21 protein-coding genes are annotated in these 21501 nt (G+C 72.1%); 15 read left to right on the forward strand and 6 right to left on the reverse strand.

From position 1 onward, the window contains the following. The first annotated feature begins 37 nt into the window (after positions 1-37). The 3 genes from ABD269_RS04685 to ABD269_RS04695 all read left to right on the forward strand — a co-directional run bounded on the left by ABD269_RS04685 (position 38) and on the right by ABD269_RS04695 (position 3786). Positions 38-802 carry an IclR family transcriptional regulator gene (locus ABD269_RS04685; RefSeq protein WP_344116301.1) on the forward strand — a complete coding sequence of 255 codons (765 nt, stop codon included), beginning with the start codon at positions 38-40 and terminating at the stop codon, positions 800-802. A gap of 388 nt (positions 803-1190) precedes the next feature. Beyond that, complete coding sequence (locus ABD269_RS04690; protein ID WP_344116303.1) at positions 1191-2945, forward strand: acetyl/propionyl/methylcrotonyl-CoA carboxylase subunit alpha; 1755 nt, start codon at positions 1191-1193, stop codon at positions 2943-2945. A gap of 217 nt (positions 2946-3162) precedes the next feature. Then, positions 3163-3786 carry a TetR/AcrR family transcriptional regulator gene (locus ABD269_RS04695; protein WP_344116305.1) on the forward strand — a complete coding sequence of 208 codons (624 nt, stop codon included), beginning with the start codon at positions 3163-3165 and terminating at the stop codon, positions 3784-3786. A gap of 9 nt (positions 3787-3795) precedes the next feature. Here ABD269_RS04695 and ABD269_RS04700 read toward each other — a convergent pair whose 3' ends face one another. Both ABD269_RS04700 and ABD269_RS04705 read right to left on the reverse strand, forming a co-directional pair. After that, entirely contained in the window at positions 3796-4773 is a 978-nt protein-coding gene (locus ABD269_RS04700) for a DeoR/GlpR family DNA-binding transcription regulator (protein WP_425572836.1), read from the reverse strand. Positions 4774-4917: 144 nt separating this feature from the next. After that, positions 4918-6390, reverse strand: a complete 1473-nt coding sequence (locus ABD269_RS04705) for an NAD(P)H-quinone dehydrogenase (protein WP_301892813.1) — start codon at positions 6388-6390, stop codon at positions 4918-4920. A gap of 178 nt (positions 6391-6568) precedes the next feature. Between ABD269_RS04705 and ABD269_RS04710 the strand changes: the two genes are divergently transcribed. The 3 genes from ABD269_RS04710 (at position 6569) to ABD269_RS04720 (ending at position 10186) form a co-directional block, all read left to right on the forward strand. Continuing rightward, entirely contained in the window at positions 6569-7006 is a 438-nt protein-coding gene (locus tag ABD269_RS04710; RefSeq protein ID WP_116213584.1) for a gamma-glutamylcyclotransferase family protein, read from the forward strand. 172 nt (positions 7007-7178) lie between these two features. Beyond that, the gene (locus ABD269_RS04715) at positions 7179-7994 is read left to right on the forward strand and encodes a purine-nucleoside phosphorylase (RefSeq protein ID WP_301892814.1); all 816 of its coding nucleotides are present in this window, start codon (positions 7179-7181) and stop codon (positions 7992-7994) included. A gap of 524 nt (positions 7995-8518) precedes the next feature. Continuing rightward, positions 8519-10186 (forward strand): phospho-sugar mutase, encoded by a 1668-nt coding sequence (locus tag ABD269_RS04720; RefSeq protein WP_344116310.1) that lies wholly within the window; start codon positions 8519-8521, stop codon positions 10184-10186. Positions 10187-10658: 472 nt separating this feature from the next. On the opposite strand, the gene ABD269_RS04725 is transcribed toward ABD269_RS04720, so the two are convergent. Then, complete coding sequence (locus ABD269_RS04725) at positions 10659-11237, reverse strand: PH domain-containing protein (protein ID WP_301892816.1); 579 nt, start codon at positions 11235-11237, stop codon at positions 10659-10661. A 123-nt stretch (positions 11238-11360) separates the two neighbouring features. Here ABD269_RS04725 and deoC point away from each other — a divergent pair, with 123 nt between their 5' ends. From deoC to ABD269_RS04740, 3 genes are read left to right on the forward strand one after another with little or no spacing between them, the layout of a single operon-like run. Further along, entirely contained in the window at positions 11361-12344 is a 984-nt protein-coding gene (gene deoC, locus ABD269_RS04730; RefSeq protein WP_301894354.1) for a deoxyribose-phosphate aldolase, read from the forward strand. A gap of 2 nt (positions 12345-12346) precedes the next feature. Then, positions 12347-13777, forward strand: a complete 1431-nt coding sequence (locus ABD269_RS04735) for an aldehyde dehydrogenase family protein (protein WP_425572832.1) — start codon at positions 12347-12349, stop codon at positions 13775-13777. Further along, complete coding sequence (locus ABD269_RS04740) at positions 13770-14654, forward strand: aldehyde dehydrogenase family protein (protein ID WP_344116313.1); 885 nt, start codon at positions 13770-13772, stop codon at positions 14652-14654. Before ABD269_RS04735 ends, ABD269_RS04740 begins: the two co-directional genes overlap by 8 nt. A gap of 79 nt (positions 14655-14733) precedes the next feature. Here the strand turns inward: ABD269_RS04740 and ABD269_RS04745 are convergent, their stop codons facing one another. Beyond that, positions 14734-15171 carry a hypothetical protein gene (locus ABD269_RS04745; RefSeq protein WP_301892819.1) on the reverse strand — a complete coding sequence of 146 codons (438 nt, stop codon included), beginning with the start codon at positions 15169-15171 and terminating at the stop codon, positions 14734-14736. Positions 15172-15267: 96 nt separating this feature from the next. On the opposite strand from ABD269_RS04745, the gene ABD269_RS04750 reads away from it, so the two are divergent. Next, positions 15268-15933: a uridine kinase family protein gene (locus ABD269_RS04750; RefSeq protein WP_344116316.1), complete on the forward strand. Its 666-nt coding sequence runs from the start codon at positions 15268-15270 to the stop codon at positions 15931-15933. 135 nt (positions 15934-16068) lie between these two features. Here ABD269_RS04750 and ABD269_RS04755 read toward each other — a convergent pair whose 3' ends face one another. Continuing rightward, on the reverse strand, positions 16069-16815 hold the full coding sequence (locus ABD269_RS04755) for a SigE family RNA polymerase sigma factor (protein ID WP_116213575.1): 747 nt from the start codon (positions 16813-16815) through the stop codon (positions 16069-16071). Between the two features lie 196 nt (positions 16816-17011). Here ABD269_RS04755 and afsQ1 point away from each other — a divergent pair, with 196 nt between their 5' ends. The 5 genes from afsQ1 (at position 17012) to ABD269_RS04780 (ending at position 20883) form a co-directional block, all read left to right on the forward strand. After that, entirely contained in the window at positions 17012-17689 is a 678-nt protein-coding gene (gene afsQ1, locus ABD269_RS04760) for a two-component system response regulator AfsQ1 (protein ID WP_205519231.1), read from the forward strand. Positions 17690-17789: 100 nt separating this feature from the next. Next, positions 17790-19295 carry an ATP-binding protein gene (locus tag ABD269_RS04765; protein WP_344116529.1) on the forward strand — a complete coding sequence of 502 codons (1506 nt, stop codon included), beginning with the start codon at positions 17790-17792 and terminating at the stop codon, positions 19293-19295. Positions 19296-19306: 11 nt separating this feature from the next. After that, positions 19307-19897, forward strand: coding sequence for a hypothetical protein (locus ABD269_RS04770; RefSeq protein ID WP_344116322.1), 591 nt, complete (start codon positions 19307-19309; stop codon positions 19895-19897). A gap of 112 nt (positions 19898-20009) precedes the next feature. Further along, positions 20010-20564, forward strand: a complete 555-nt coding sequence (locus ABD269_RS04775; protein WP_344116324.1) for a VanZ family protein — start codon at positions 20010-20012, stop codon at positions 20562-20564. Positions 20565-20670: 106 nt separating this feature from the next. Next, the gene (locus tag ABD269_RS04780) at positions 20671-20883 is read left to right on the forward strand and encodes a PspC domain-containing protein (RefSeq protein WP_344116326.1); all 213 of its coding nucleotides are present in this window, start codon (positions 20671-20673) and stop codon (positions 20881-20883) included. 85 nt (positions 20884-20968) lie between these two features. Here the strand turns inward: ABD269_RS04780 and ABD269_RS04785 are convergent, their stop codons facing one another. Continuing rightward, the gene (locus ABD269_RS04785; protein WP_301892826.1) at positions 20969-21421 is read right to left on the reverse strand and encodes a hypothetical protein; all 453 of its coding nucleotides are present in this window, start codon (positions 21419-21421) and stop codon (positions 20969-20971) included. Between the last annotated feature and the right edge of the window lie 80 nt (positions 21422-21501).

Genomic DNA, 21501 nt, shown 5'->3' on the forward strand with positions numbered 1-21501 from the left:
GTTCGTCCACGCCGGCGCCCGAGGAGCCCCCGCAGCCATGCCCCAGTCCGTCGACCGCGCCCTCGACGTCCTCGACGCCGTCGCGAGCTCCTCGGGACCCGTGACCGCCAAGGCGCTCGCCCGGCTGACCGGCTGCGGGCTGTCCACGGTGTACGAGCTGCTGGGCGCCCTCACGGCCCGGGGCCACGTCGTGCGGACCGCGGGCGGCTACACCCTCGGCTACCGCGTGCCGTCCCTGCACCGCGCCTTCCAGCGGCAGATGCGGCTGGACGACGAGGTGCACGGGCTGCTGCTCTCGGCCCGGCTGGCGGTGGGCGCGGACACGTACTTCAGCACCTACAGGGACGGGGACATCGCCGTCCTCGCCGGAACTTCCGCTTCCGTTCCGGCGACCGGGGGCTTCGGCGTCGGGCAGGACCCCGACGGGCATGCGACGGCCCACGGCAAGATGCTGCTCTCCGCCCTCCCGCGCGCCGCCCGCCTGCGCTATCTGAGCGCGAGCGGCATGCGGGCCATCACCCCACGCACCATCACCTCGCCCGAGCTGCTGGACCAGGAGCTGAGGCGGGTGCGGCGGGAAGGGGTCGCGGTGGAGATCGAGGAGTGCGCGCCGGGAGTGGCGTGCGTGGCCGTGCCCGTGCCGTCCACCGGAGGCGGCGCGATGACGGCCGTCTCCGCCGCGCTGCCGCTGGAGGACTTCCACCGGCACAGGCGGCAGGTGACCCGGACGCTGCGCCATGTTGCGGCGGAGGCGGGCAAGTTGGCTGCCCGTCAGTGCGCCGGAGGTCCACCGGCGCACTGAGCGGACCGGAACGCTCCGCTCGGCTGGGTGGTTACCACCGGGTAGACGCAGGATCGGCGCTACCCATGGGTACACCGGAGAAAAGGGAGGGAGACGCGGCCCCCGCGTCCACCGCGACCGTCCGGCGACCGCGCAAACTTTCTGTCACCCCTTCGTAGGGAGTCAACAAAGAATGCGCACCGCACATCCGGATCATTGATCGAGATCTTGCCCACACGGCCGGACCGCCATCGGCCGCGGAACCCGGCGTACCGTGGGAGAACCGGGATTTCCGGCCTCTTCCCGGCCCGTCTTTCACGCTCCGTGTGGGCAAGCTCACCCCGGGAGTCGGGTCGGCACAGAGTGTTGCCTGTACCTAAACTCACCTTGTTTCAAGGAGGGAGCCATCGTGCGCAAGGTGCTCATCGCCAACCGTGGCGAAATCGCTGTCCGCGTCGCTCGTGCATGCCGGGACGCCGGGATCGGAAGTGTGGCGGTCTACGCCGATCCGGACCGGGATGCGTCGCATGTCCGCGTCGCCGACGAGGCGTACGCGCTGGGCGGTGACACCCCGGCGACGAGCTACCTCGACGTGGCCAAGGTGCTAGCCGCAGCAGCCGAATCGGGTGCGGACGCCGTCCACCCCGGATACGGATTCCTGTCCGAGAACGCGGACTTCGCGCAGGCCGTCCTCGACGCGGGCCTGACCTGGATCGGCCCGCCCCCGCAGGCCATCCGCGACCTCGGCGACAAGGTGGCGGCCCGTCACATCGCCCAGCGCGCCGGCGCACCGCTGGTCGCCGGAACCCCCGACCCCGTCACCGGTGCGGACGAGGTCGTCGCCTTCGCCCGGGAACACGGGCTGCCCATCGCCATCAAGGCCGCCTTCGGCGGCGGCGGACGCGGTCTGAAGGTCGCCCGGACGCTGGAGGAGGTGCCCGAGCTCTACGACTCCGCCGTCCGCGAGGCGGTCGCCGCGTTCGGGCGCGGGGAGTGCTTCGTCGAGCGCTACCTCGACCGGCCCCGTCACGTCGAGACCCAGTGCCTGGCCGACCAGCACGGCAACGTCGTGGTGGTCTCCACCCGTGACTGCTCGCTCCAGCGCCGCCACCAGAAGCTCGTCGAAGAAGCCCCGGCACCGTTCCTCACCCAGGAGCAGAACGCCGAGCTCTACCGTGCCTCCAAGGCCATCCTCCGCGAGGCCGGGTACGAGGGCGCGGGCACGTGCGAGTTCCTGGTCGGGCAGGACGGGACGATCTCCTTCCTGGAGGTCAACACCCGCCTGCAGGTCGAGCACCCGGTCACCGAGGAGGTCACCGGCATCGACCTCGTACGGGAGATGTTCCGCATCGCCGACGGCGAAGAACTCGGCTACGACGACCCGCCGCTGCGCGGGCACTCCTTCGAGTTCCGTATCAACGGCGAGGACCCGGGCCGGGGCTTCCTGCCCGCCCCCGGCACCGTCACCCGCTTCGACGCCCCCTCCGGCCCCGGCGTCCGCCTCGACGCAGGTGTGGAGGCGGGTTCGGTCATCGGCCCGGCGTGGGATTCTCTCCTGGCCAAGCTGATCGTGACGGGTGCGACGCGTGAGCAGGCGCTCCAGCGCGCGGCCCGCGCGCTGGGCGAGTTCACGGTCGAGGGCATGGCCACCGCCATCCCCTTCCACCGCGCCGTCGTCACCGACCCCGCCTTCACCGCCGATCCCTTCCACATCCACACCCGCTGGATCGAAACCGAATTCGTCAACGAGATCCCGGCCTTCGCGGGCGCGGTCGCCGAGGACGAGGAAGAGGCCCCCGGGCGCGAGACGGTCGTCGTCGAGGTCGGCGGGAAGCGGCTGGAGGTCTCCCTGCCGTCGTCGCTGGGCATGACCATCGCCCGTACGGCGGCTGCGGGCGGCGCGAAGCCGAAGCGGCGCGCGACGAAGAAGTCGGGCTCCGCGGCTTCGGGTGACGCGCTCACGTCCCCGATGCAGGGCACGATCGTCAAGGTCGCGGTCGAGGAGGGCCAGGAAGTCGCCGAGGGCGATCTCATCGTGGTCCTCGAAGCGATGAAGATGGAACAGCCGCTGAACGCGCACCGCGCGGGCACGGTCAAGGGCATCACGGCGGAGGTCGGCGCATCGGTCTCCTCCGGAGCGGTCATCTGCGAGATCAAGGACTGACGCGGGAACCGGGGCTCCGCCCCGGACCCTGGACGGGCTGGATTCACGGGCTACGGTCCGCGAATCCAGCCCGTCCGGCGTTTGAGGACGCGCCCGCAGGGCGCTCCGCCGCAGGCGCCGACAAGCCGCACCCGGAAGCAAAGGCACGCCCACCCCAACCCGCCCCCCGCGAAGCGAATGGCATTCTTGAGCCGCGGGGACCCCAAGGGAGGCGGCAATGACCACGGAGACCACACACGCGCCACGCCCCATGCGCGCGGACGCGCGGCGCAACTACGAGCGGCTGCTCGTGGAAGCCCGTACCGCCTTCACCGCACACGGCACGGACGCCTCCCTCGAAGACATCGCCCGTCGCGCGGGCGTCGGCATCGGGACCCTCTACCGCCACTTCCCCAACCGCACGGCCCTGATGAGCGCCGTCTTCCAGGGCGAGGTCGATGCCCTGCTGGCCCGGTCGCGGGAGCTGCTGGCCTCGCCCGAGCCCTGCCGGGCGCTCGTGGACTGGCTGCGGGCGATCGTGGCGCACGCCAGCACCTACCGGGGGCTGTCGCGCGCCCTGATGGCCGCGCAGAGCGACGAGGCGTCCGCGATGTCGCGGTGCAGCCTGCCGATGCGGGAGGCTGGCAGCGAGCTGCTCGCCCGCGCCCAGGGGGCGGGGGCGGTCCGGGAGGACGTCGGCATCGTGGATGTGATGCAGCTGACGAACGCGATCTCCCTGGCCGTGGAGCAGTCGCCGGACGACCCCGGTCTCGCGGACCGGCTCCTGATGCTCACGCTCACCGGTCTGAAGGCGCCCGCGAGCGCCGGACGGGACTGCGGGGACAGCCCGTCCGACGCCTGAGGCCCCGCGTCAGCGCCGCCTGGGCGCCAGGTCGGCCACCCGCGCGGTCGCCTGGTCGCCCAGGGACACCGCGCTGCGCAGCTGGGGGCCCGGCGGCCCCCCCTGCACCGGCCCTGGCGGCTGCCCGGGCCCCATCGGGTGGGTGCGCCGCTGTCCAGGCAGCGGCACGTCGCGGCGGCGGCCCGGCGGCACCGCCTCGCCCCCGCCGGGGACGCCCGTCGGTCCCGAGCCCGACCCCGCGCCGGGCCCCGCGACCGAGATGTGGACGCCCTGGTCCGCGAGGGCCTGGAGCTCCGTGGCCGCGCGGTCGTCGTGCCCCGGGGGCGCGTCCGTCACGAGGCGGGTGATCACGTCGGTGGGCACCGTCTGGAACATGGTGTCGGTGCCCAGCTTCGTGTGGTCCGCCAGCACCACGACCTCCGCGGCCGCCTGCACCAGCGCCCGGTCCACGCTCGCGGAGAGCATGTTGGACGTGGACAGGCCGCGCTCGGCGGTCAGCCCGCTGCCGGACAGGAACGCTCTGGACACCCGCAGCCCGTGCAGCGACTGCTCGGCCCCGCTGCCCACCAGGGCGTAGTTGGAGCCGCGCAGCGTGCCGCCGGTCATCACGACCTCGACCCGGTTGGCGTGGGCCAGTGCCTGGGCGACGAGCAGGGAGTTGGTGACCACGGTCAGGCCCGGCACGCGCGCGAGCCGGCGGGCCAGCTCCTGCGTGGTCGTACCGGCGCCGACGACTACCGCTTCGCCCTCTTCGACAAAGCTCGCCGCGAGATCGGCGATGGCCGTCTTCTCCGCGGTCGCTAGATGGGATTTCTGCGGGAAGCCGGACTCCCTGGTGAAACCGCCCGGCAACACCGCACCGCCGTGCCGGCGGTCGAGCAGTCCTTCTGCCTCCAATGCCCGCACGTCCCGCCGTACGGTCACTTCGGAGGTCTGGACGACGCGGGCGAGCTCACGGAGCGAAACCGCTCCGTTGGCGCGCACCATTTCGAGGATCAATTGACGACGTTCTGCAGCGAACACGAAACCGACAGTAACGCCAACGACCATCCGTTTTCAGCAGGTTGCAGAATTTTACGGAAGTTGTCCGCTGCGGACCGTATGACGTGGTATAGGGAACTCCCCGGTCCGCTACCCCTCGCGCTGCGTCTTCCTCGCGTGCAGCTGGCGGGCCACCTCGGCGAGGGAGCCGGACAGCGAGGGGTAGACGGTGAACGCGTTGGCGATCTGTTCCACGGTCAGGTTGTTGTCGACCGCGATCGAAATGGGGTGGATCAGCTCGCTCGCACGCGGCGCGACCACCACACCGCCGACCACGATGCCCGTACCCGGACGGCAGAACATCTTCACGAAACCGTCGCGAATACCCTGCATCTTCGCCCGCGGATTCCGCAGCAGCGGCAGCTTCACCATGCGGGCGTCAATCCTGCCGCTGTCGACATCGGCCTGCGTATAACCGACCGTCGCAATCTCCGGATCCGTAAATACGTTCGCGGATACAGCCTTGAGATTGAGCGGCGCCACCGCGTCACCCAGGAAGTGGTACATCGCGATGCGGCCCTGCATCGCCGCGACCGACGCGAGCGCCAGCACCCCGGTGCAGTCACCGGCCGCGTAGACGCCCGGCGCGCTCGTGCGCGAGACCCGGTCCGTCCAGATGTGGCCCGACTCCTTGAGCCGGACGCCGGACTCCTCCAGGCCGATCCCCTCCGTGTTGGGGATCGAGCCGACGGCCATCAGACAGTGCGTACCCGTGATCACCCGGCCGTCGGCCAGCGTGACCTCCACGCGGTCGCCGACGCGCTTCGCGGACTGCGCCCGCGACCGCGCCATCACGTTCATCCCGCGCCGCCGGAAGACGTCCTCCAGCACCGCGGCCGCGTCGGGGTCCTCGCCCGGCAGCACGCGGTCGCGCGAGGACACCAGCGTGACCTTCGACCCGAGGGCCTGGTAGGCACCGGCGAACTCCGCGCCGGTGACGCCCGAGCCGACCACGATGAGCTCCTCGGGGAGCTCGTCCAGGTCGTAGACCTGCGTCCAGTTCAGGATCCGCTCGCCGTCCGGCAGCGCGTCCGGGATCTCCCGCGGGTGCGCGCCCGTGGCGATCAGCACCGCGTCCGCGACCAGCGTCTCCTCGGTGCCGTCGACGGCCCGCACGACGACCTTGCGCGAACCGTCCGGGGCCTGGTTCGGCTCCAGCCGGCCGCGGCCGCGCAGCACGCGCGCGCCCGCCCGGGTGACGGACGCGGTGATGTCGTGCGACTGCGCCAGCGCCAGCCGCTTCACACGGCGGTTGACCTTGCCCAGGTCCACGCCCACGACCCGCGCCGCCTGTTCCTGCGGTGGGCCCGCGGCGCAGCCGCTGTCGGATGCAGTGTCCGCGACGATGATGCCCAGCTCCTCGTACGAGGAGTCGAAGGTCGTCATCACCTCAGCCGTCGCAATAAGGGTCTTCGAGGGCACACAGTCGGTGAGCACCGACGCCCCGCCCAGACCGTCGCAGTCGACGACGGTCACCTCCGCGCCGAGCTGCGCGGCGACGAGCGCCGCCTCATAGCCGCCGGGTCCGCCACCGATGATCACGATCCGAGTCACGTACTCCATTGTCCCGCACCCATCAAAGCGACTTCTCCCGGGGCCTCCCCCGGGGGATCCGTACGTAAATCCCTACGTACATCCCTACGGGCATCCGTGCGAGGACCGGCAGGAGGTTCCGGACGAACCTCCCTTCGAGACTGCCACCCCAAATGCCGTTCCGCCTCACTCCCGTACTCTCGGAGCCATGTCGCTCTACGCCGCGTACGCCGGCAACCTCGACGCGCGGCTGATGTCCCGCCGCGCACCCCACTCGCCCCTGCGCGGCACGGGCTGGCTCGCCGACTGGCGACTGACGTTCGGCGGGGAGCAGCTGGGCTGGGAGGGGGCGCTCGCGACCGTCGTCGAGGCGCCGCGCTCCCAGGTCTTCGTCGCGCTCTACGACATCGCCCCGATGGACGAGGACTCGATGGACCGTTGGGAGGGTGTCGGCCTCGACATCTACCGCCGGATGAGGGTCCGCGTGCACACCCTGGACGGCGAGGAGCCCGCCTGGGTGTACGTCCTCAACGGCTACGAGGGCGGGCTGCCCTCCGCGCGCTACCTCGGCGAGATCGCCGACGCCGCAGAGTCGGCCGGGGCGCCGCACGACTATGTGATGGAGCTCCGGAAGCGGCCCTGCTGAGGCATCGGCGGTGCCGTCCGCGGGGCCCGGCGCGGCGGCTTCCCGGCCGCCGCGCCGGGCCCCGCGGATTTCTCTGACGAATCCGTCTCGTCGCATTCCACAAAGCAACAATCGGAACACCGTCATCGGCGACATCTACGCGCGTAGGCGAATAGCGGCTACCCTCGTCCGCGTGAACGCATCAGTTACCCCCCAGACCGACCCGTACACCGCGGCCGACGCCGCCGCCTCCCGCCTGCGCGAGCTCACGGGCGCCGAGACCCACGACGTCGCCCTGGTCATGGGCTCCGGATGGGTTCCCGCCACCGAAGCCCTCGGCACCCCCGAGATCGAGTTCCCGGTCACCGACCTCCCGGGCTTCTCCGCCGCCGCCGTCGCCGGCCACGCGGGCACCGTCCGCTCGTACAAGGTCAACGACAAGCGCGTCCTGGTCTTCCTCGGCCGCACGCACTACTACGAGGGCCGCGGCGTCGCCTCCGTCGTGCACGGCGTCCGCACCGCCGTCGCCGCCGGCTGCAAGACCATCGTCCTCACCAACGGCTGCGGCGGCCTCCGCGAGGGCATGCGCCCCGGCCAGCCGGTGCTGATCAGCGACCACATCAACCTCACGGCGACCTCGCCGATCGTCGGCGCCAACTTCGTCGACCTCACCGACCTCTACTCGCCGCGGCTGCGCAGCCTCTGCCAGGAGGTCGACCCGACCCTCGAAGAGGGCGTCTACGTCCAGTTCCCCGGCCCGCACTACGAGACGCCCGCGGAGATCAAGATGATCCGCACGCTCGGTGCGGACCTGGTCGGCATGTCCACCACTCTCGAGGCCATCGCCGCCCGTGAGGCCGGCGCCGAGGTCCTCGGCATCTCCCTGGTCACGAACCTGGCCGCGGGCATGACGGGCGAGCCGCTCAACCACGAAGAGGTTCTCCAGGCCGGGCGCGACTCCGCGACCGCGATGGGGTCTCTGCTGGCTTCGGTGCTCGACCGGCTGTAGGTCTGCTGCTTGCTTTGTGCGGCTTTGTTCGCGCCTGCGGCGGGGCGCCCTGCGGGCGCGGCCTCAAGCGCCGGCCGGGCTGGGTTGTGGGTGGCCGGGGGCGTGGCCTCCGGGCCGGGAACCTGGAACGCGGTGCGTGGCGCCGTGACGTGTATTGCGTGCCGTGACAACGCACCGCGTTCCAGAACCCCACCCTGCGGCCCCACCCCCTCCCGCCGGAGAGCGACTTGCAGGCCGTTGGGGGTGGCTTTCGCGGCTACGCCGTACGCCGCCGACGGTGAGCGGGTGGCACCGGAACGGGTGCCCATCGCCTTCCGAGTAACGGGCGGTCGCGGGTGGGTGTGACCCGCCGCGGTAGCGGCGGGCAGCCGACCGCGGCGAGTGGCCTGGCCCACAGCGCAGCAACATGTGATTTACCAGCCCTGCGCCAGGGCAACGATGCAACACCCGGCGACGGACCTGCGCCCCCGGCAGAGCGCAGCGGAACCGCCGCCCAGACACTCGACCACTCCGGAGGAGAAACCGTGGAGCGAGACCTCATCGCGCGAGCCAAGTCGTGGCTGGCCGAGGACCCCGACCCCGACACCCGTGACGAGCTCGCCCGGCTCATCGACGCCGGGGACACCGCCGAGCTGAGCGTCCGCTTCGGCGGCACCCTCCAGTTCGGTACGGCCGGTCTCCGCGGTGAGCTGGGCGCCGGTCCCATGCGCATGAACCGCGCCGTCGTGATCCGCGCGGCCACCGGTCTCGCCGCGTACCTCAAGAAGCAGGGCCACGTCGGCGGCACCGTCGTCATCGGCTACGACGCCCGCCACAAGAGCGCCGACTTCGCCCTGGACACCGCGGCCGTGATGGTCGGCGCGGGCCTGAAGGCCGCGCTGCTCCCCCGGCCGCTGCCCACCCCCGTGCTCGCCTTCGCGATCCGCCACCTGGGCGCGGTCGCGGGCGTCGAGGTGACGGCCAGCCACAACCCGCCGCGCGACAACGGCTACAAGGTCTACCTCGGCGACGGCTCCCAGATCGTGCCCCCGGCCGACGCGGAGATCGCCGCCGAGATCGCCGCGGTCGAGAGCCTGGACGACGTGCCCCGTCCCTCCGCCGGCTGGGAGACCCTCCGCGACACGATCGTGCAGGCCTACCTGGAGCGTACGGACGCGGTCCTGACCAATGGCTCCGCCCGGGACGTACGCGTCGTCTACACGCCCATGCACGGCGTCGGCCGCACCGTCCTGACCGCCGCCTTCGAGCGGGCCGGATTCCCCGCGCCGACGGTGGTCGCCGAGCAGGCCGAGCCCGACCCGGACTTCCCGACCGTCTCCTTCCCCAACCCGGAGGAGCCGGGCGCGATGGACCTGGCGTTCGCGACGGCCCGCGAGGCCCAGCCGGACATCGTCATCGCCAACGACCCCGACGCCGACCGCTGCGCCGTCGCCGTGCCGGACCCCGAGTCCGCCGAGGGCTGGCGCATGCTGCGCGGCGACGAGGTGGGCGCGCTGCTGGCCACGCACCTGGTGCACAAGAAGGCGCAGGGCACGTTCGCGACCACGATCGTCTCCTCGTCCCTCCTCTCCCGCATCGCGGCCGCCGCTCCCGGCGCCGACTACGAGGAGACCCTCACCGGCTTCAAGTGGCTGGCCCGCGTGGACGGCCTGCGCTACGCGTACGAGGAGGCGCTGGGTTACTGCGTCGACCCCGAGGGCGTACGCGACAAGGACGGCATCACCGCCGCCCTGCTGGTCGCCGAGCTGGCGGCCGAGCTCAAGGAGACCGGCCGTACGCTCACGGACCTGCTGGACGACCTCGCGGTCGAGCACGGCCTGCACGCCACGGACCAGCTCTCGGTGCGCGTCGAGGACCTGTCCCTGATCTCCGACGCGATGCGCCGCCTGCGCGAGCAGCCGCCCGCGGTGCTGGCCGGCCTCCAGGTGACCTCGGCCGAGGACCTGGCCAAGGGCTCGGAGGCGCTGCCGCCGACGGACGGCCTGCGCTATCACCTCGCCGGTGACGCCTCCGGAACCGTCTCGGGGGCGCGGGTCATCGTCCGGCCGTCGGGCACGGAGCCGAAGATCAAGTGCTACCTGGAGGTCGTCGTCCCGGTCGCGTCCGCGATCGCCCTGACGGACGCGCGCGCCCGCGCGACGGATGTCCTGACCCACATCAAGCGCGACCTCTCCCAGGCAGCGGGCATCTAGGGCACCTCCACGATCCCGCCGCGGTCGGCCACCCGCCGCTACCGCGGCGGGACATGCCCACCCACGCCACCCGATCGCCCAGAGGCGTAAGCGCACGCCCTCCCGTGCCGCCCCGGCCCGTCGGCACCCGCCCGCCGCGGTCGGCTACCCGCCCGCGACCGCCCGTTACTCGGAAGGTGATGGGCACCCTTTCCGGTGCCACCCGCCCGCCGTCGGCGACGCTGAGGCCGCTCTCCGGCGGGAGGGGGTGGGGCCGCAGGGGCAGGGGTCCTGGACGCTGACGTGTATTTGCGGCGCAAGCCCCGGGCACTCAACACCCAAGAGGGCAACGCGCCGTAAATATACGGTCCAGGACCCCTGCCCCGGAGGCCACGCCCCCGGCCACCCACAACCCAGCCCAGCCGGCACTTGAGGCCGCGCCCGCAGGGCGCCCCGCCGCAGGCGCAAACAAAGCCGCACCCGCAAAGAGACCTCAGCCCAAAACCCCGAGCACAACCAAAAGCACAACCCCCACCCCCACCGGCACCAACACCTCATAAGCCCACCGCACCAACACCCCGCCGCCATCATCGGACGCATGGCGCGCCGCCAACTCCCGGATCTCCTCGATCGCCTGATCCGCCGGCGCCCGCACAGCCGCCTCATCCACACCCCGCCGCGCCGCAGCCTTCCGCTTGCGCAGCGACACCGGGATCGACCAGAGCTGATACTTCGCGCCCCCGGCGAAGAGCTCGCTGGAGTACCCGGCCCGTACGTCCTCGACGCAACCCCACGGCACGGTGATCGTCCGGAACGGGTTCCGCACCAGCAGCCGCTTCTCGCCCGCCCACACCGCGGGCCGCAGCGTGAAGGCGACGATCAGCGGTACGACGCAGAGCAGGCCGGCGAGGGTCAGCCAGGGCGTCCGGCCGGAGCCGCGGAAGACGGCGTCGCCGCCCAGCCAGGCGGCGAGGAGGAGCAGCAGCACGCCGCTCGCGATCCCCGCGGGCGAGCGGTAGCACCGGTCGGCGTACGGGGTCTGCGGGGCGGAGGAGTCGTCCGGGCTCGTCATGCGGCGATTGTGCCCCACGCGCCACAAGAGGGGACGGCAGGAGCTCAAAGGAAGCCCCCGGACACCGGATCCGACAGAGGGGGTGACACGCGCTACGCGCGTAGATATGCTCATCTGGTGACCATGCCCACCACAGTTCCCGCACACGGCAATGACGCCGCGGGGCGGCTGAAGGAGCTGGCGGACGTGACCGCCTCCGACAGCACGCTGCGCCGCTTCCTGCACGGCCTCCCGGGCGTCGACGCGGTCGGGCTGGAGGCCCGCGCCGCCTCGCTCGGCACCCGCTCGATCAAGACGACGGCGAAGGCCTATGCCATCGACCTCGCGATCTCGATGATCGACCTGACGACGCTGGAAGGCGCAGACACCCCGGGCAAGGTCCGGGCGCTCGCCGCCAAGGCCGTCCACCCCGACCCGACCGACCGTACGACGCCCACGACCGCCGCGGTCTGCGTCTATCCGGACATGGTGGCGACCGCCAAGGCCGCCCTGAAGGGCACGGACGTCAAGGTCGCGTCCGTCGCCACCGCGTTCCCCGCCGGCCGCGCCGCGCTGCCGGTGAAGCTGGCCGACACCCGGGACGCCATCGCCGCCGGGGCGGACGAGATCGACATGGTCATCGACCGCGGGGCGTTCCTCGCCGGCCGGTACATGGACGTCTTCGAGGAGATCCGCGCGGTCCGGGCGGAGTGCGGCGACAAGGCCCGCCTCAAGGTCATCTTCGAGACCGGCGAGCTGTCGACGTACGACAACATCCGCCGCGCGTCCTGGATCGGGATGCTCGCGGGCGCCGACTTCATCAAGACCTCGACCGGCAAGGTCGCGGTGAACGCGACCCCGGCCAACACGCTGCTGATGCTGGAGGCCGTGCGCGACTTCCGGGCGCAGACGGGCGTCCAGGTCGGTGTGAAGCCGGCCGGCGGCATCCGCACGACCAAGGACGCGATCAAGTTCCTGGTCCTGGTCAACGAGACCGTGGGCGAGGAGTGGCTGGACAACACCTGGTTCCGCTTCGGTGCCTCCAGCCTGCTGAACGACCTGCTGATGCAGCGGCAGAAGCTGAGCACCGGGCGCTACTCCGGTCCCGACTACGTCACGGTGGACTGATCATGTCTTTCACTTACGCACCGGCCCTCGAGTCGCGGGCGGTCGTCGACATCGCCCCGTCCTACGGCCTGTTCATCGACGGCGAGTTCACCGAAGCGACCGGCGGCAAGGTCTTCAAGACGGTCAGCCCCTCCTCCGAGGAGGTGCTGTCCGAGGTCGCGCAGGGTTCCGCGGAGGACGTGGACCGCGCGGTGAAGGCGGCCCGCAAGGCGTTCGAGAAGTGGTCGGCGCTGCCCGGCTCGGAGCGCGCGAAGTACCTCTTCCGCATCGCGCGGATCATCCAGGAGCGCTCGCGCGAGCTGGCCGTCCTGGAGACCCTGGACAACGGCAAGCCGATCAAGGAGACCCGCGACGCGGACCTCCCGCTGGTCGCCGCGCACTTCTTCTACTACGCGGGCTGGGCCGACAAGCTCGACCACGCGGGCTACGGCGCCAGCCCCCGCCCGCTGGGCGTCGCGGGCCAGGTCATCCCGTGGAACTTCCCGCTGCTGATGCTGGCGTGGAAGATCGCCCCGGCGCTGGCGACGGGCAACACCGTCGTCCTGAAGCCGGCCGAGACGACCCCGCTGTCGGCGCTGTTCTTCGCGGACATCTGCCGCCAGGCCGGGCTGCCGAAGGGCGTCGTCAACATCGTCACGGGCGACGGCACCACGGGCGCCGCGCTGGTGGCGCACGAGGACGTGAACAAGGTCGCGTTCACCGGCTCCACGGCGGTCGGCAAGGCCATCGCCCGTACGGTCGCGGGGACGGACAAGAAGCTCACGCTGGAGCTGGGCGGCAAGGGCGCCAACATCGTCTTCGACGACGCCCCCATCGACCAGGCCGTCGAGGGCATCGTCCAGGGCATCTTCTTCAACCAGGGCCAGGTCTGCTGCGCGGGCTCCCGCCTGCTGGTGCAGGAGTCGATCCAGGACGAGCTGCTGGACTCCCTCAAGCGCCGTCTGTCGACGCTGCGCCTGGGCGACCCGCTGGACAAGAACACCGACATCGGCGCGATCAACTCCGCCGAGCAGCTGGCCCGGATCACGGAGCTGGCCGACAGCGGCGAGGCGGAGGGCGCGGAGCGCTGGGCCCCGGCCTGCGAGCTGCCGTCCGCGGGTTACTGGTTCGCGCCGACGCTGTTCACGAACGTCACCCAGGCCCACCGGATCGCCCGCGAGGAGATCTTCGGCCCGGTGCTCTCGGTGCTGTCCTTCCGCACCCCGGCCGAGGCGGTCGCCAAGGCGAACAACTCGCAGTACGGCCTCTCCGCCGGCATCTGGACGGAGAAGGGCTCGCGGATGCTGGCCGTCGCGGGCAAGCTGCGCGCGGGCGTCGTCTGGGCCAACACGTTCAACAAGTTCGACCCGACCTCGCCGTTCGGCGGCTTCAAGGAGTCGGGCTTCGGCCGCGAGGGCGGCCGTCACGGTCTGGAGGCCTACCTCGATGTCTGATCGCCTGGCTGTCTTCAAGACCTACAAGCTGTTCGTCGGGGGCAAGTTCCCCCGGTCCGAGAGCGGACGGGTGTACGAGGTGACCGACTCCAAGGGCAACTGGCTCGCCAACGCCCCGCAGTCCTCCCGCAAGGACGCCCGTGACGCGGTCGTCGCGGCCCGCAAGGCCGTCGGCGGCTGGTCGGGCGCGACCGCGTACAACCGCGGCCAGGTCCTCTACCGCGTCGCCGAGATGCTGGAGGGCCGCCGCGACCAGTTCGTGGCGGAGGTCGCCGACGCCGAGGGCCTGTCCAAGGCGAAGGCCGCGGCCCAGGTGGACGCCGCGATCGACCGCTGGGTCTGGTACGCGGGCTGGACCGACAAGATCGGCCAGATCACCGGTGCCACCAACCCGGTCGCAGGCCCGTACTTCAACGTCTCCTCCACCGAGCCGACCGGCGTCGTCGCCGTGCTGGCCCCGCAGGAGTCGTCGTTCCTCGGCCTGGTCTCGGTGATCGCCCCCGCGATCGCCACCGGCAACACGGTCGTGGTCGTGGCCTCAGAGAAGGCCCCGCTGCCCGCGCTGTCCCTGGGCGAGGTGCTGGCGACGTCCGACGTCCCCGGCGGTGTCGTCAACGTCCTGTCGGGCCGTACGGCGGAGATCGCGCCGTCGCTGGCCGCGCACCAGGACGTCAACGCGATCGACCTGGCGGGTGCGGACGCCGCGCTCGCGACGGAGCTGGAGATCGCTGCGGCGGACAACCTCAAGCGCGTTCTCCGTCCACAGGCTGTGGACTGGGCCGCGACGCCGGGCACCGAGCGGATGACGGCGTTCCTGGAGACGCGCACCGTCTGGCACCCGACGGGTTCACTGGGCGCGGGCGGCTCGTCCTACTGACGCACCACGACCGGACGGGCTGGATTTCGGCTGAGCTCAGCCGAAATCCAGCCCGTCCGGAGTTTGAGGACGCCCGCCCTTAAATCGGCAGTGGCGGCAGGAGGCTCGCCGCCTGGTCCAGCAGGGCCAGGTCCTGGAGCGCGGCGCCGTTCGTCAGCGGCTCCGTGACGGAGGACGTGCTCACCGGCTCGAAGTCGGCGACCTGTGTGCCCACCGCGTTGGCGAACGGGTCGCTGCCCGTGCCCGCCAGCGGGTTGAGCTTCAGCGCCTCCAGGGACCGCAGCGCGCCCTCCGAGGACGCGCCGAGCGCCGTGTCCGCACCGGCCGTGGCCGCGTCGATGGACGTCACCCCCAGCTCGGCCCGGGGGCCCGTCCTGGGCGCCATGGGCGCGGCGTTCGCGGCTCCCGCGCCGCCCGCGACGATGGCCGCACCCGCCGAGACGGTCAGCCCGACGCGCACCAGACCGCGCGAGGAGGAGGGGCGGGAAGAGCGTGCGTGTCGTGCGTGCGAGGCCATGGGCACCTGCCGGGTCGTGAGGTACAGGATGGAACGACAACGCACCGTAGCGGGATCGTGACACTGCGCGCACCCTCCGACCCGGGGGGATCCCCCATGCGGCCCAATGCCTCACACTGGTTTCCCGTGACTCCCCATATGACCCCCGCGCGCGTCATCCTGCTGACCGGCCCGTCCGGTTCCGGAAAGTCGTCCCTCGCGGCCCGCACCGGGCTGCCCGTCCTCAACCTCGACGACTTCTACAAGGAGGGCGACGACCCGACGCTCCCGCTGCTCGTGGAAGGGGAGCCCGGCTCGGGCGCCGACTGGGACTCGCCCCGCTCCTGGGACCACCTCGCGGCGGTGGGCGCAATAGCCGAGCTGTGCCGCACGTCCCGTACGAGCGTGCCGGTGTACGACATCGCCACCAGCTCGCGCACCGGCGAGGCCATGTTCGACATCGGCCGCACCCCGCTGTTCATAGCGGAGGGCATCTTCGCCGCCCACATCATCGAGGACTGCCGGGACATGGGCGTGCTCGCCGACGCCCTGTGCCTGCGCGGCCGCCCCTCGACGACGTTCCGCCGCCGGCTGCTGCGCGACCTGCGGGAGGGCCGCAAGTCCGCCCCGTACCTGATCCGCCGCGGCCTGCGGCTGATGCGCGCCGAGCGCGGCATCGTGGCCGGCCAGACGGCGCTCGGCGCGTACGCCTGCGGCAAGGAGACCGCCATGGGCCGGATAGCCGCCGCGGCCGCGGGCCGCCGGGAGGGCGTCCGCGTCTGACGCGGTGACCGCTTTCGGGAAACAGCGGAGCGGGCGGACATACCCCCCGGCTGTCCGCCCGCTCCTCCCCCGTGGCCCCCGTCCGCTCCCCCGAGCGTTCCCCGTCCCCCCGGGGCCCCTTGGTCTTCCGGCTCCTCAGGCCACCAGCTCGCCGAAGGACTCCGCGACGCCCCGGCCGGAGCCGATGACCTCGTCGTCGCGCAGCCGGCGCAGGGAGCGCCAGATGCTGCTCTTGACCGTGCCGACGCTGATGTCGAGGATCTCCGCGATCTCCGGGTCCGTACGGCCCTCGTAGTAGCGCAGGACGAGCATCGTGCGCTGGAGCTCGGGCAGCCGGGCCAGCGCCTGCCAGAGGACGGCGCGCAGTTCGGTGCCGCGCATCGCGTCGGTCTCGCCGACCGTCTCCGGCAGCTCCTCCGTCGGGTACTCGTTCAGCTTGCGCCGGCGCCAGGCGCTGATGTGCAGATTGGTCATCGTGCGGCGGAGGTAACCGCCGACGGCCGCCTTGTCGGTGATCCGGTCCCAGGCGCGGTACGTGGAGAACAGCGCGCTCTGGAGCAGGTCCTCGGCCTCGTGCCGGTCACCGGTCAGGTGGTAGGCGGTCGCGTACAGGGAGGCCCGGCGCTCCTGGACGTAGGCGGTGAACGCCGCTTCGGCGTCCGCCTGCTTCGTCCGGGACGCGCCCTTGCCCTCCCCCGAGGCCCCCGTGGCCTCCCCGTACGTGACCGCGTCGATCGCCACCATGTACGGCGGCCGTACACGTCCGGTGCCGCGGGCGCACCCCCGCCCGCCCACGGCACCGGACTTCTCCGGGCCCCGCCCGGCGTCGTGCAGGCGCGTGCGAATGACTGCGCTGGTCGTGGTGCTGTGCAGTGTGTTCATCTCGCGCCCCCCGTCGGTGGAGCCAGCTTCGGTCCGTTTGCGTTCCCGGGCCGTCCTGCCGCCCGATGTCCCCAAGCCTGGCGGGCCAGTTTCATCGCGTTGTCCGCCGACTGTCACAGCCCTGCAACAGGCCGCGGGCCGCGTGCGCGGCGGCTTCGGTCGAACTACCGGCCAGTCGTAGGCCAGAATGACCACCGTGCCTTTCCTGTTGCTGATCGAGGACGACGACGCCATCCGCACGGCTCTTGAGTTCTCCCTGTCCCGCCAGGGCCACCGTGTGGTGACCGCGGCGACGGGTGAGGACGGCCTGAAACTGCTGCGCGAGCAGCGGCCGGACCTGATCGTGCTGGACGTCATGCTGCCCGGTATCGACGGTTTCGAGGTGTGCCGGCGGATCCGCCGCACCGACCAGCTGCCGATCATCCTGCTGACCGCGCGCAACGACGACATCGACGTCGTGGTCGGGCTGGAGTCCGGCGCGGACGACTATGTGGTCAAGCCCGTGCAGGGCCGGGTGCTCGACGCCCGGATCCGCGCGGTGCTGCGCCGCGGCGAGCGGGAGTCGAACGACTCCGCGTCGTTCGGCTCCCTGGTCATCGACCGGGCGGCCATGACGGTCACCAAGAACGGCGAGGACCTCCAGCTGACCCCGACCGAGCTGCGGCTGCTGCTGGAGCTCAGCCGCAGGCCGGGGCAGGCGCTGTCGCGGCAGCAACTGCTGCGCCTGGTGTGGGAGCACGACTATCTGGGCGACTCACGGCTGGTGGACGCCTGTGTGCAGCGGCTGCGCGCCAAGGTCGAGGACGTCCCGTCGTCGCCGACCCTGATCCGTACGGTCCGAGGCGTCGGCTACCGCCTGGACACCCCGCAGTGATCGCCCCGGACCGCCACAACAGCACAGAGAGCACACCGTGACAGAAGAGCCCGGCCGGGAACGGGGTCGGCGTCCGGCCAGGAACGCGCTGAAGCTGAGCATGCGGTGGATCAGCCTGCGGCTGCGGCTGATGCTGGTCTTCGCGCTGGTGGCGCTGGCCGCCGCCGTCTCCGCGTCCGCCATCGCCTATTGGCTGAACCGCGACGCGGTCCTCACCCGCACCCAGGACGCCGCGCTCGACGACTTCCGCAAGTCCCTGCAGGACAACACCGGTTCGCTGCCGCTGGCGCCGACCTGTCAGGAGCTCCAGGCGGCCGCGGACCGGATGGCGTCGACCTCGCAGAAGTACGAGGTGCTGCTGATCGGCAAGTCCGGCGGCGGCGACTGTGTCGCGCCCTCCAAGCCCGATCTGTTCACGCCGAAGGTCGTGCCGGAGTCGCTGCGGGCGGCGGTGGACCGCGAGCGCCGGATCGACGACTCCAACCGCTACGCGTACCACCTGTACTGGCAGCGGATCACGCTCGGCGGCAAGCCGTATCTGATCGGCGGCGCCAAGGTGATCGGCGGCGGTCCCACCGGCTATCTGCTGAAGTCCCTGGAGAACGAGCGCCAGGACCTCAACTCGCTGGCCTGGTCGCTGGGCATCGCCACCGGCCTCGCGCTGATCGGCTCCGCCCTGCTCGCCCAGGCCGCGGCGTCCACGGTGCTGCGGCCCGTGCAGCGGCTCGGCGACGCGGCCCGGCGGCTCGGCGAGGGCAAGCTGGACACGCGGCTCCAGGTGTCGGGCACGGACGAGCTGGCCGATCTGTCGCGCACGTTCAACAGGACCGCGGAGTCGCTACAGAAGCGGGTCGAGGAGCTCAGCGCCCGGGAGGCGTCCAGCCGCCGCTTCGTCGCCGACATGTCGCACGAGCTGCGGACCCCGCTCACGGCGATCACCGCGGTGACGGAGGTGCTGGAGGACGAGGCGGACAACCTCGACCCCATGATCGCGCCCGCGGTGCAGCTGGTGGTGAGCGAGACCCGCCGGCTGAACGACCTGGTGGAGAACCTGATGGAGGTCACCCGCTTCGACGCGGGCACGGCCCGGCTGGTCCTGGACGACGTGGACGTCGCCGACCAGGTCACCGCCTGCATCGACGCCCGCGCCTGGCTGGACGCCGTCGAGCTGGACGCCGAGCGCGGCATGATGGCCCGGCTCGACCCCCGCCGGCTCGACGTCATCCTCGCCAACCTCATCGGCAACGCCCTCAAGCACGGCGGGTCGCCGGTGCGGGTGTCGGTGCGCACGGAGGACGGCTCGCTGCGGATCGACGTGCGCGACCACGGCCCCGGCATCCCCGAGGACGTCCTGCCGCACGTCTTCGACCGCTTCTACAAGGCGAGCGCCTCCCGGCCGCGCTCCGAGGGCAGCGGCCTCGGCCTGTCGATCGCCCTGGAGAACGCCCACATCCACGGCGGCGGGATCACCGCCGCCAACTCCCCCGAAGGCGGCGCGGTCTTCACCCTGACCCTCCCCCTGGGCGAGGACCCGGCGGAGGCCGGCGGCGCCTCCCTGCTCACGGACGAGCAGGGCCGGGACCGGGCGGAGGAGGACGGAAAGTGAAGACGGCCAACGTGAGGATCAGAACCGCCGCCCTGGCACTGACGCTGCTCGGCTCCTTCCCCGCGCTGTCCGCGTGCGGGATCCGGGGCACCGCCGTGCCCGTGGACGCGGGCGGCGCCCCGTCCCGGGCGTCGTGCGTCGCCCGCCCCGACCCGAGCGCGGCCGCGGGCCTGGCCACCGTGACCGTGCAGCTGGAGTGCGCCTCGCAGCTGGTGCCGGTGACCCGCCGGGTCTCGCTGCCCGACAAGCCCGACGACGCGGCCGTCGTCGCCGGCGCGCTCCTCGACGAGCTGCGGAAGGTGCCGTCCGGGGAGGAGGCCGACGCCGGGCTGATCACCGTGGTCCCGCAGCGGCTGACGATCGCCGGGCCGCGGCCGGGCGACCCGGCGGGCACGCTGCGGCTGAGCCGGGAGCCCGGTGAGCTGCCGCAGGTCGCGCTGGCACAGGTGGTGTGCTCGCTGGTGGGGACGGCCGCGGCCGACGGCAGGTCGACGGTGATCCTCGGCGGGCCGGGCGACACGCGGCCGCTGAGCTTCGGCTGCACCGAGGAGATGCGCACGCACCCGGACACCGCGGACATCAGCGGTACGACCGTCCCCTGACCCGTCCCTTGCCCCTTCCCTTGCCCCCGGCACTCTCCGTCACCGCGGGCGTCCGCCACTCTCCGTCGTCACGGGCGGAACCGGACGGCGCACACCCCGCGTCCTGTGGGGCGTGCAGGGTCATGGTTACGGCGGTACGCCCGCCCTCCGATACCGCTACCGCGTCGCGGGGTGCGTGCTGCTCGTCGCCCATCTCCTGGCGGTCGGCTGGCTGGCCCTGCGGCCGCTGACGGCGCCCTGGGTGACGGCCGCGCCGCTGGAGCCGCTGGCCACGATCCGTGCCGACCTCGCCCTGAGTCCCTGGGAGGCGGCGCGGGCGATCGGCGCGGGCATGCTGCCGCTGGCGCCGCTGGGGGTGCTGCTGCCGTGGGCGGGAGGGCGGCTCGACGCCTCACCGCTGGGCTCGCTGACCCGCACGGTCTTCACCAGCGCGATGCTGTCGCTGGCCCTCCAGGTCGTCCAGAGCGGTGTGGTGGGCCAGGTGCTGGACGTGGACGCGCTGCTGCTGAACGTGACGGGCGTCGCCGTCGCGCACCTCGCGGTGGTGCCCGCGGTACGGGCCCGGCTCCGTCGCAGGGGTGACGGACGGCGACCGGAGGCCCTCCGCCGGAAGGAGCCGTCCCAGGGTCGGACCCCGACGATCCCCAGGGTCGGGATCGCCCCGTAGAGCGATGCTCTGCTCCGGTTCGTGGCCGTAGCGTCGTAGGCATCGGGAAACGTTCCCGCACGGCGCGTCCCCGACGCCGCCGGACCGACGACGAGGAGTCGCCATCATGTCCGCTCCCCTGGTCCGCCCCCGTGACCACAGGATGATCGCCGGCGTCTGCGCGGGCCTGGCCGAGCGCTTCGGCACCTCCCGCACCACGATGCGCGTCATCTTCCTGCTCTCGTGCCTGCTGCCCGGCCCGCAGTTCCTGCTCTATCTCGCGCTGTGGGTGCTGCTGCCCGCCGAGAAGGGCCGCGGCGGGGCCGACACGTCCTGGTGATACTCCCTGCCGTGCGGTTGACGCGGCGGCGGGCCGCGCATCCCGGTGCTGGGGATGCGCGGCCCGCCGTTTTCGCGCAGGGGGTTCAGCCGCCGATGCTCGGCAGGGGCAGGCCGTTGGTGGGCAGCGTCGGCAGGCCGCCGAGCAGGCCCTTGTTGCCGGAGCTGTTCACCTTGCCGCTCGTGCTGCCGCCGCCCGTGCCGTTGCCGGCCGGGCTGCTGTCGGACTTCTTCGACACCACCGGGAGCTCGGGCGCCTTCGGGAGGTGAGGGGCCATGGCCTTGTCGACGGCCTGGGCGGGCGCCTTGAGGATGCCGCCCTCGACCGCGCGGTCCGCGGCGGCGACGACGGGGCCCCCGGCCGGTGCGAGCTTCGCGGCCTGCTGGACGGGCAGCCCGCCCATCGTGGTCGCGGCGGTGCCGGTGACCGTCTCCACGGCGCCCGCGGTCCCGAGCGCGGCTGCGTTGCCCACCGCCGTGGCGGCGAAGGCGACACCGAGCACAGCGACACCGAGAGTCTTGATGGTTCCCTGCTTCATCTGAATTCTTTCCTCGCGACGGGGGAATTTGGAGCGGCACTGCAACCTAGTCACGAGAGCCGGGAAGCCGCAATGAATGA

The organism is Streptomyces blastmyceticus (assembly GCF_039521185.1).
GTDB classification, from domain to species: Bacteria; Actinomycetota; Actinomycetes; order Streptomycetales; family Streptomycetaceae; genus Streptomyces; species Streptomyces blastmyceticus.

Bases quoted from the DNA above. Each gene is read 5' to 3' on its own strand.
- ABD269_RS04685 (WP_344116301.1), top strand. From the start codon at position 38: ATGCCCCAGTCCGTCGACCGCGCCCTCGACGTCCTCGACGCCGTCGCG.
- ABD269_RS04695 (WP_344116305.1), top strand. From the start codon at position 3,163: ATGACCACGGAGACCACACACGCGCCACGCCCCATGCGCGCGGACGCG.
- ABD269_RS04700 (WP_425572836.1), bottom strand. From the start codon at position 4,773: ATGGTGCGCGCCAACGGAGCGGTTTCGCTCCGTGAGCTCGCCCGCGTC.
- ABD269_RS04705 (WP_301892813.1), bottom strand. From the start codon at position 6,390: ATGGAGTACGTGACTCGGATCGTGATCATCGGTGGCGGACCCGGCGGC.
- ABD269_RS04710 (WP_116213584.1), top strand. From the start codon at position 6,569: ATGTCGCTCTACGCCGCGTACGCCGGCAACCTCGACGCGCGGCTGATG.
- ABD269_RS04725 (WP_301892816.1), bottom strand. From the start codon at position 11,237: ATGACGAGCCCGGACGACTCCTCCGCCCCGCAGACCCCGTACGCCGAC.
- deoC (WP_301894354.1), top strand. From the start codon at position 11,361: ATGCCCACCACAGTTCCCGCACACGGCAATGACGCCGCGGGGCGGCTG.
- ABD269_RS04735 (WP_425572832.1), top strand. From the start codon at position 12,347: ATGTCTTTCACTTACGCACCGGCCCTCGAGTCGCGGGCGGTCGTCGAC.
- ABD269_RS04740 (WP_344116313.1), top strand. From the start codon at position 13,770: ATGTCTGATCGCCTGGCTGTCTTCAAGACCTACAAGCTGTTCGTCGGG.
- ABD269_RS04745 (WP_301892819.1), bottom strand. From the start codon at position 15,171: ATGGCCTCGCACGCACGACACGCACGCTCTTCCCGCCCCTCCTCCTCG.
- ABD269_RS04750 (WP_344116316.1), top strand. From the start codon at position 15,268: ATGCGGCCCAATGCCTCACACTGGTTTCCCGTGACTCCCCATATGACC.
- ABD269_RS04755 (WP_116213575.1), bottom strand. From the start codon at position 16,815: ATGAACACACTGCACAGCACCACGACCAGCGCAGTCATTCGCACGCGC.
- ABD269_RS04765 (WP_344116529.1), top strand. From the start codon at position 17,790: ATGCGGTGGATCAGCCTGCGGCTGCGGCTGATGCTGGTCTTCGCGCTG.
- ABD269_RS04780 (WP_344116326.1), top strand. From the start codon at position 20,671: ATGTCCGCTCCCCTGGTCCGCCCCCGTGACCACAGGATGATCGCCGGC.
- ABD269_RS04785 (WP_301892826.1), bottom strand. From the start codon at position 21,421: ATGAAGCAGGGAACCATCAAGACTCTCGGTGTCGCTGTGCTCGGTGTC.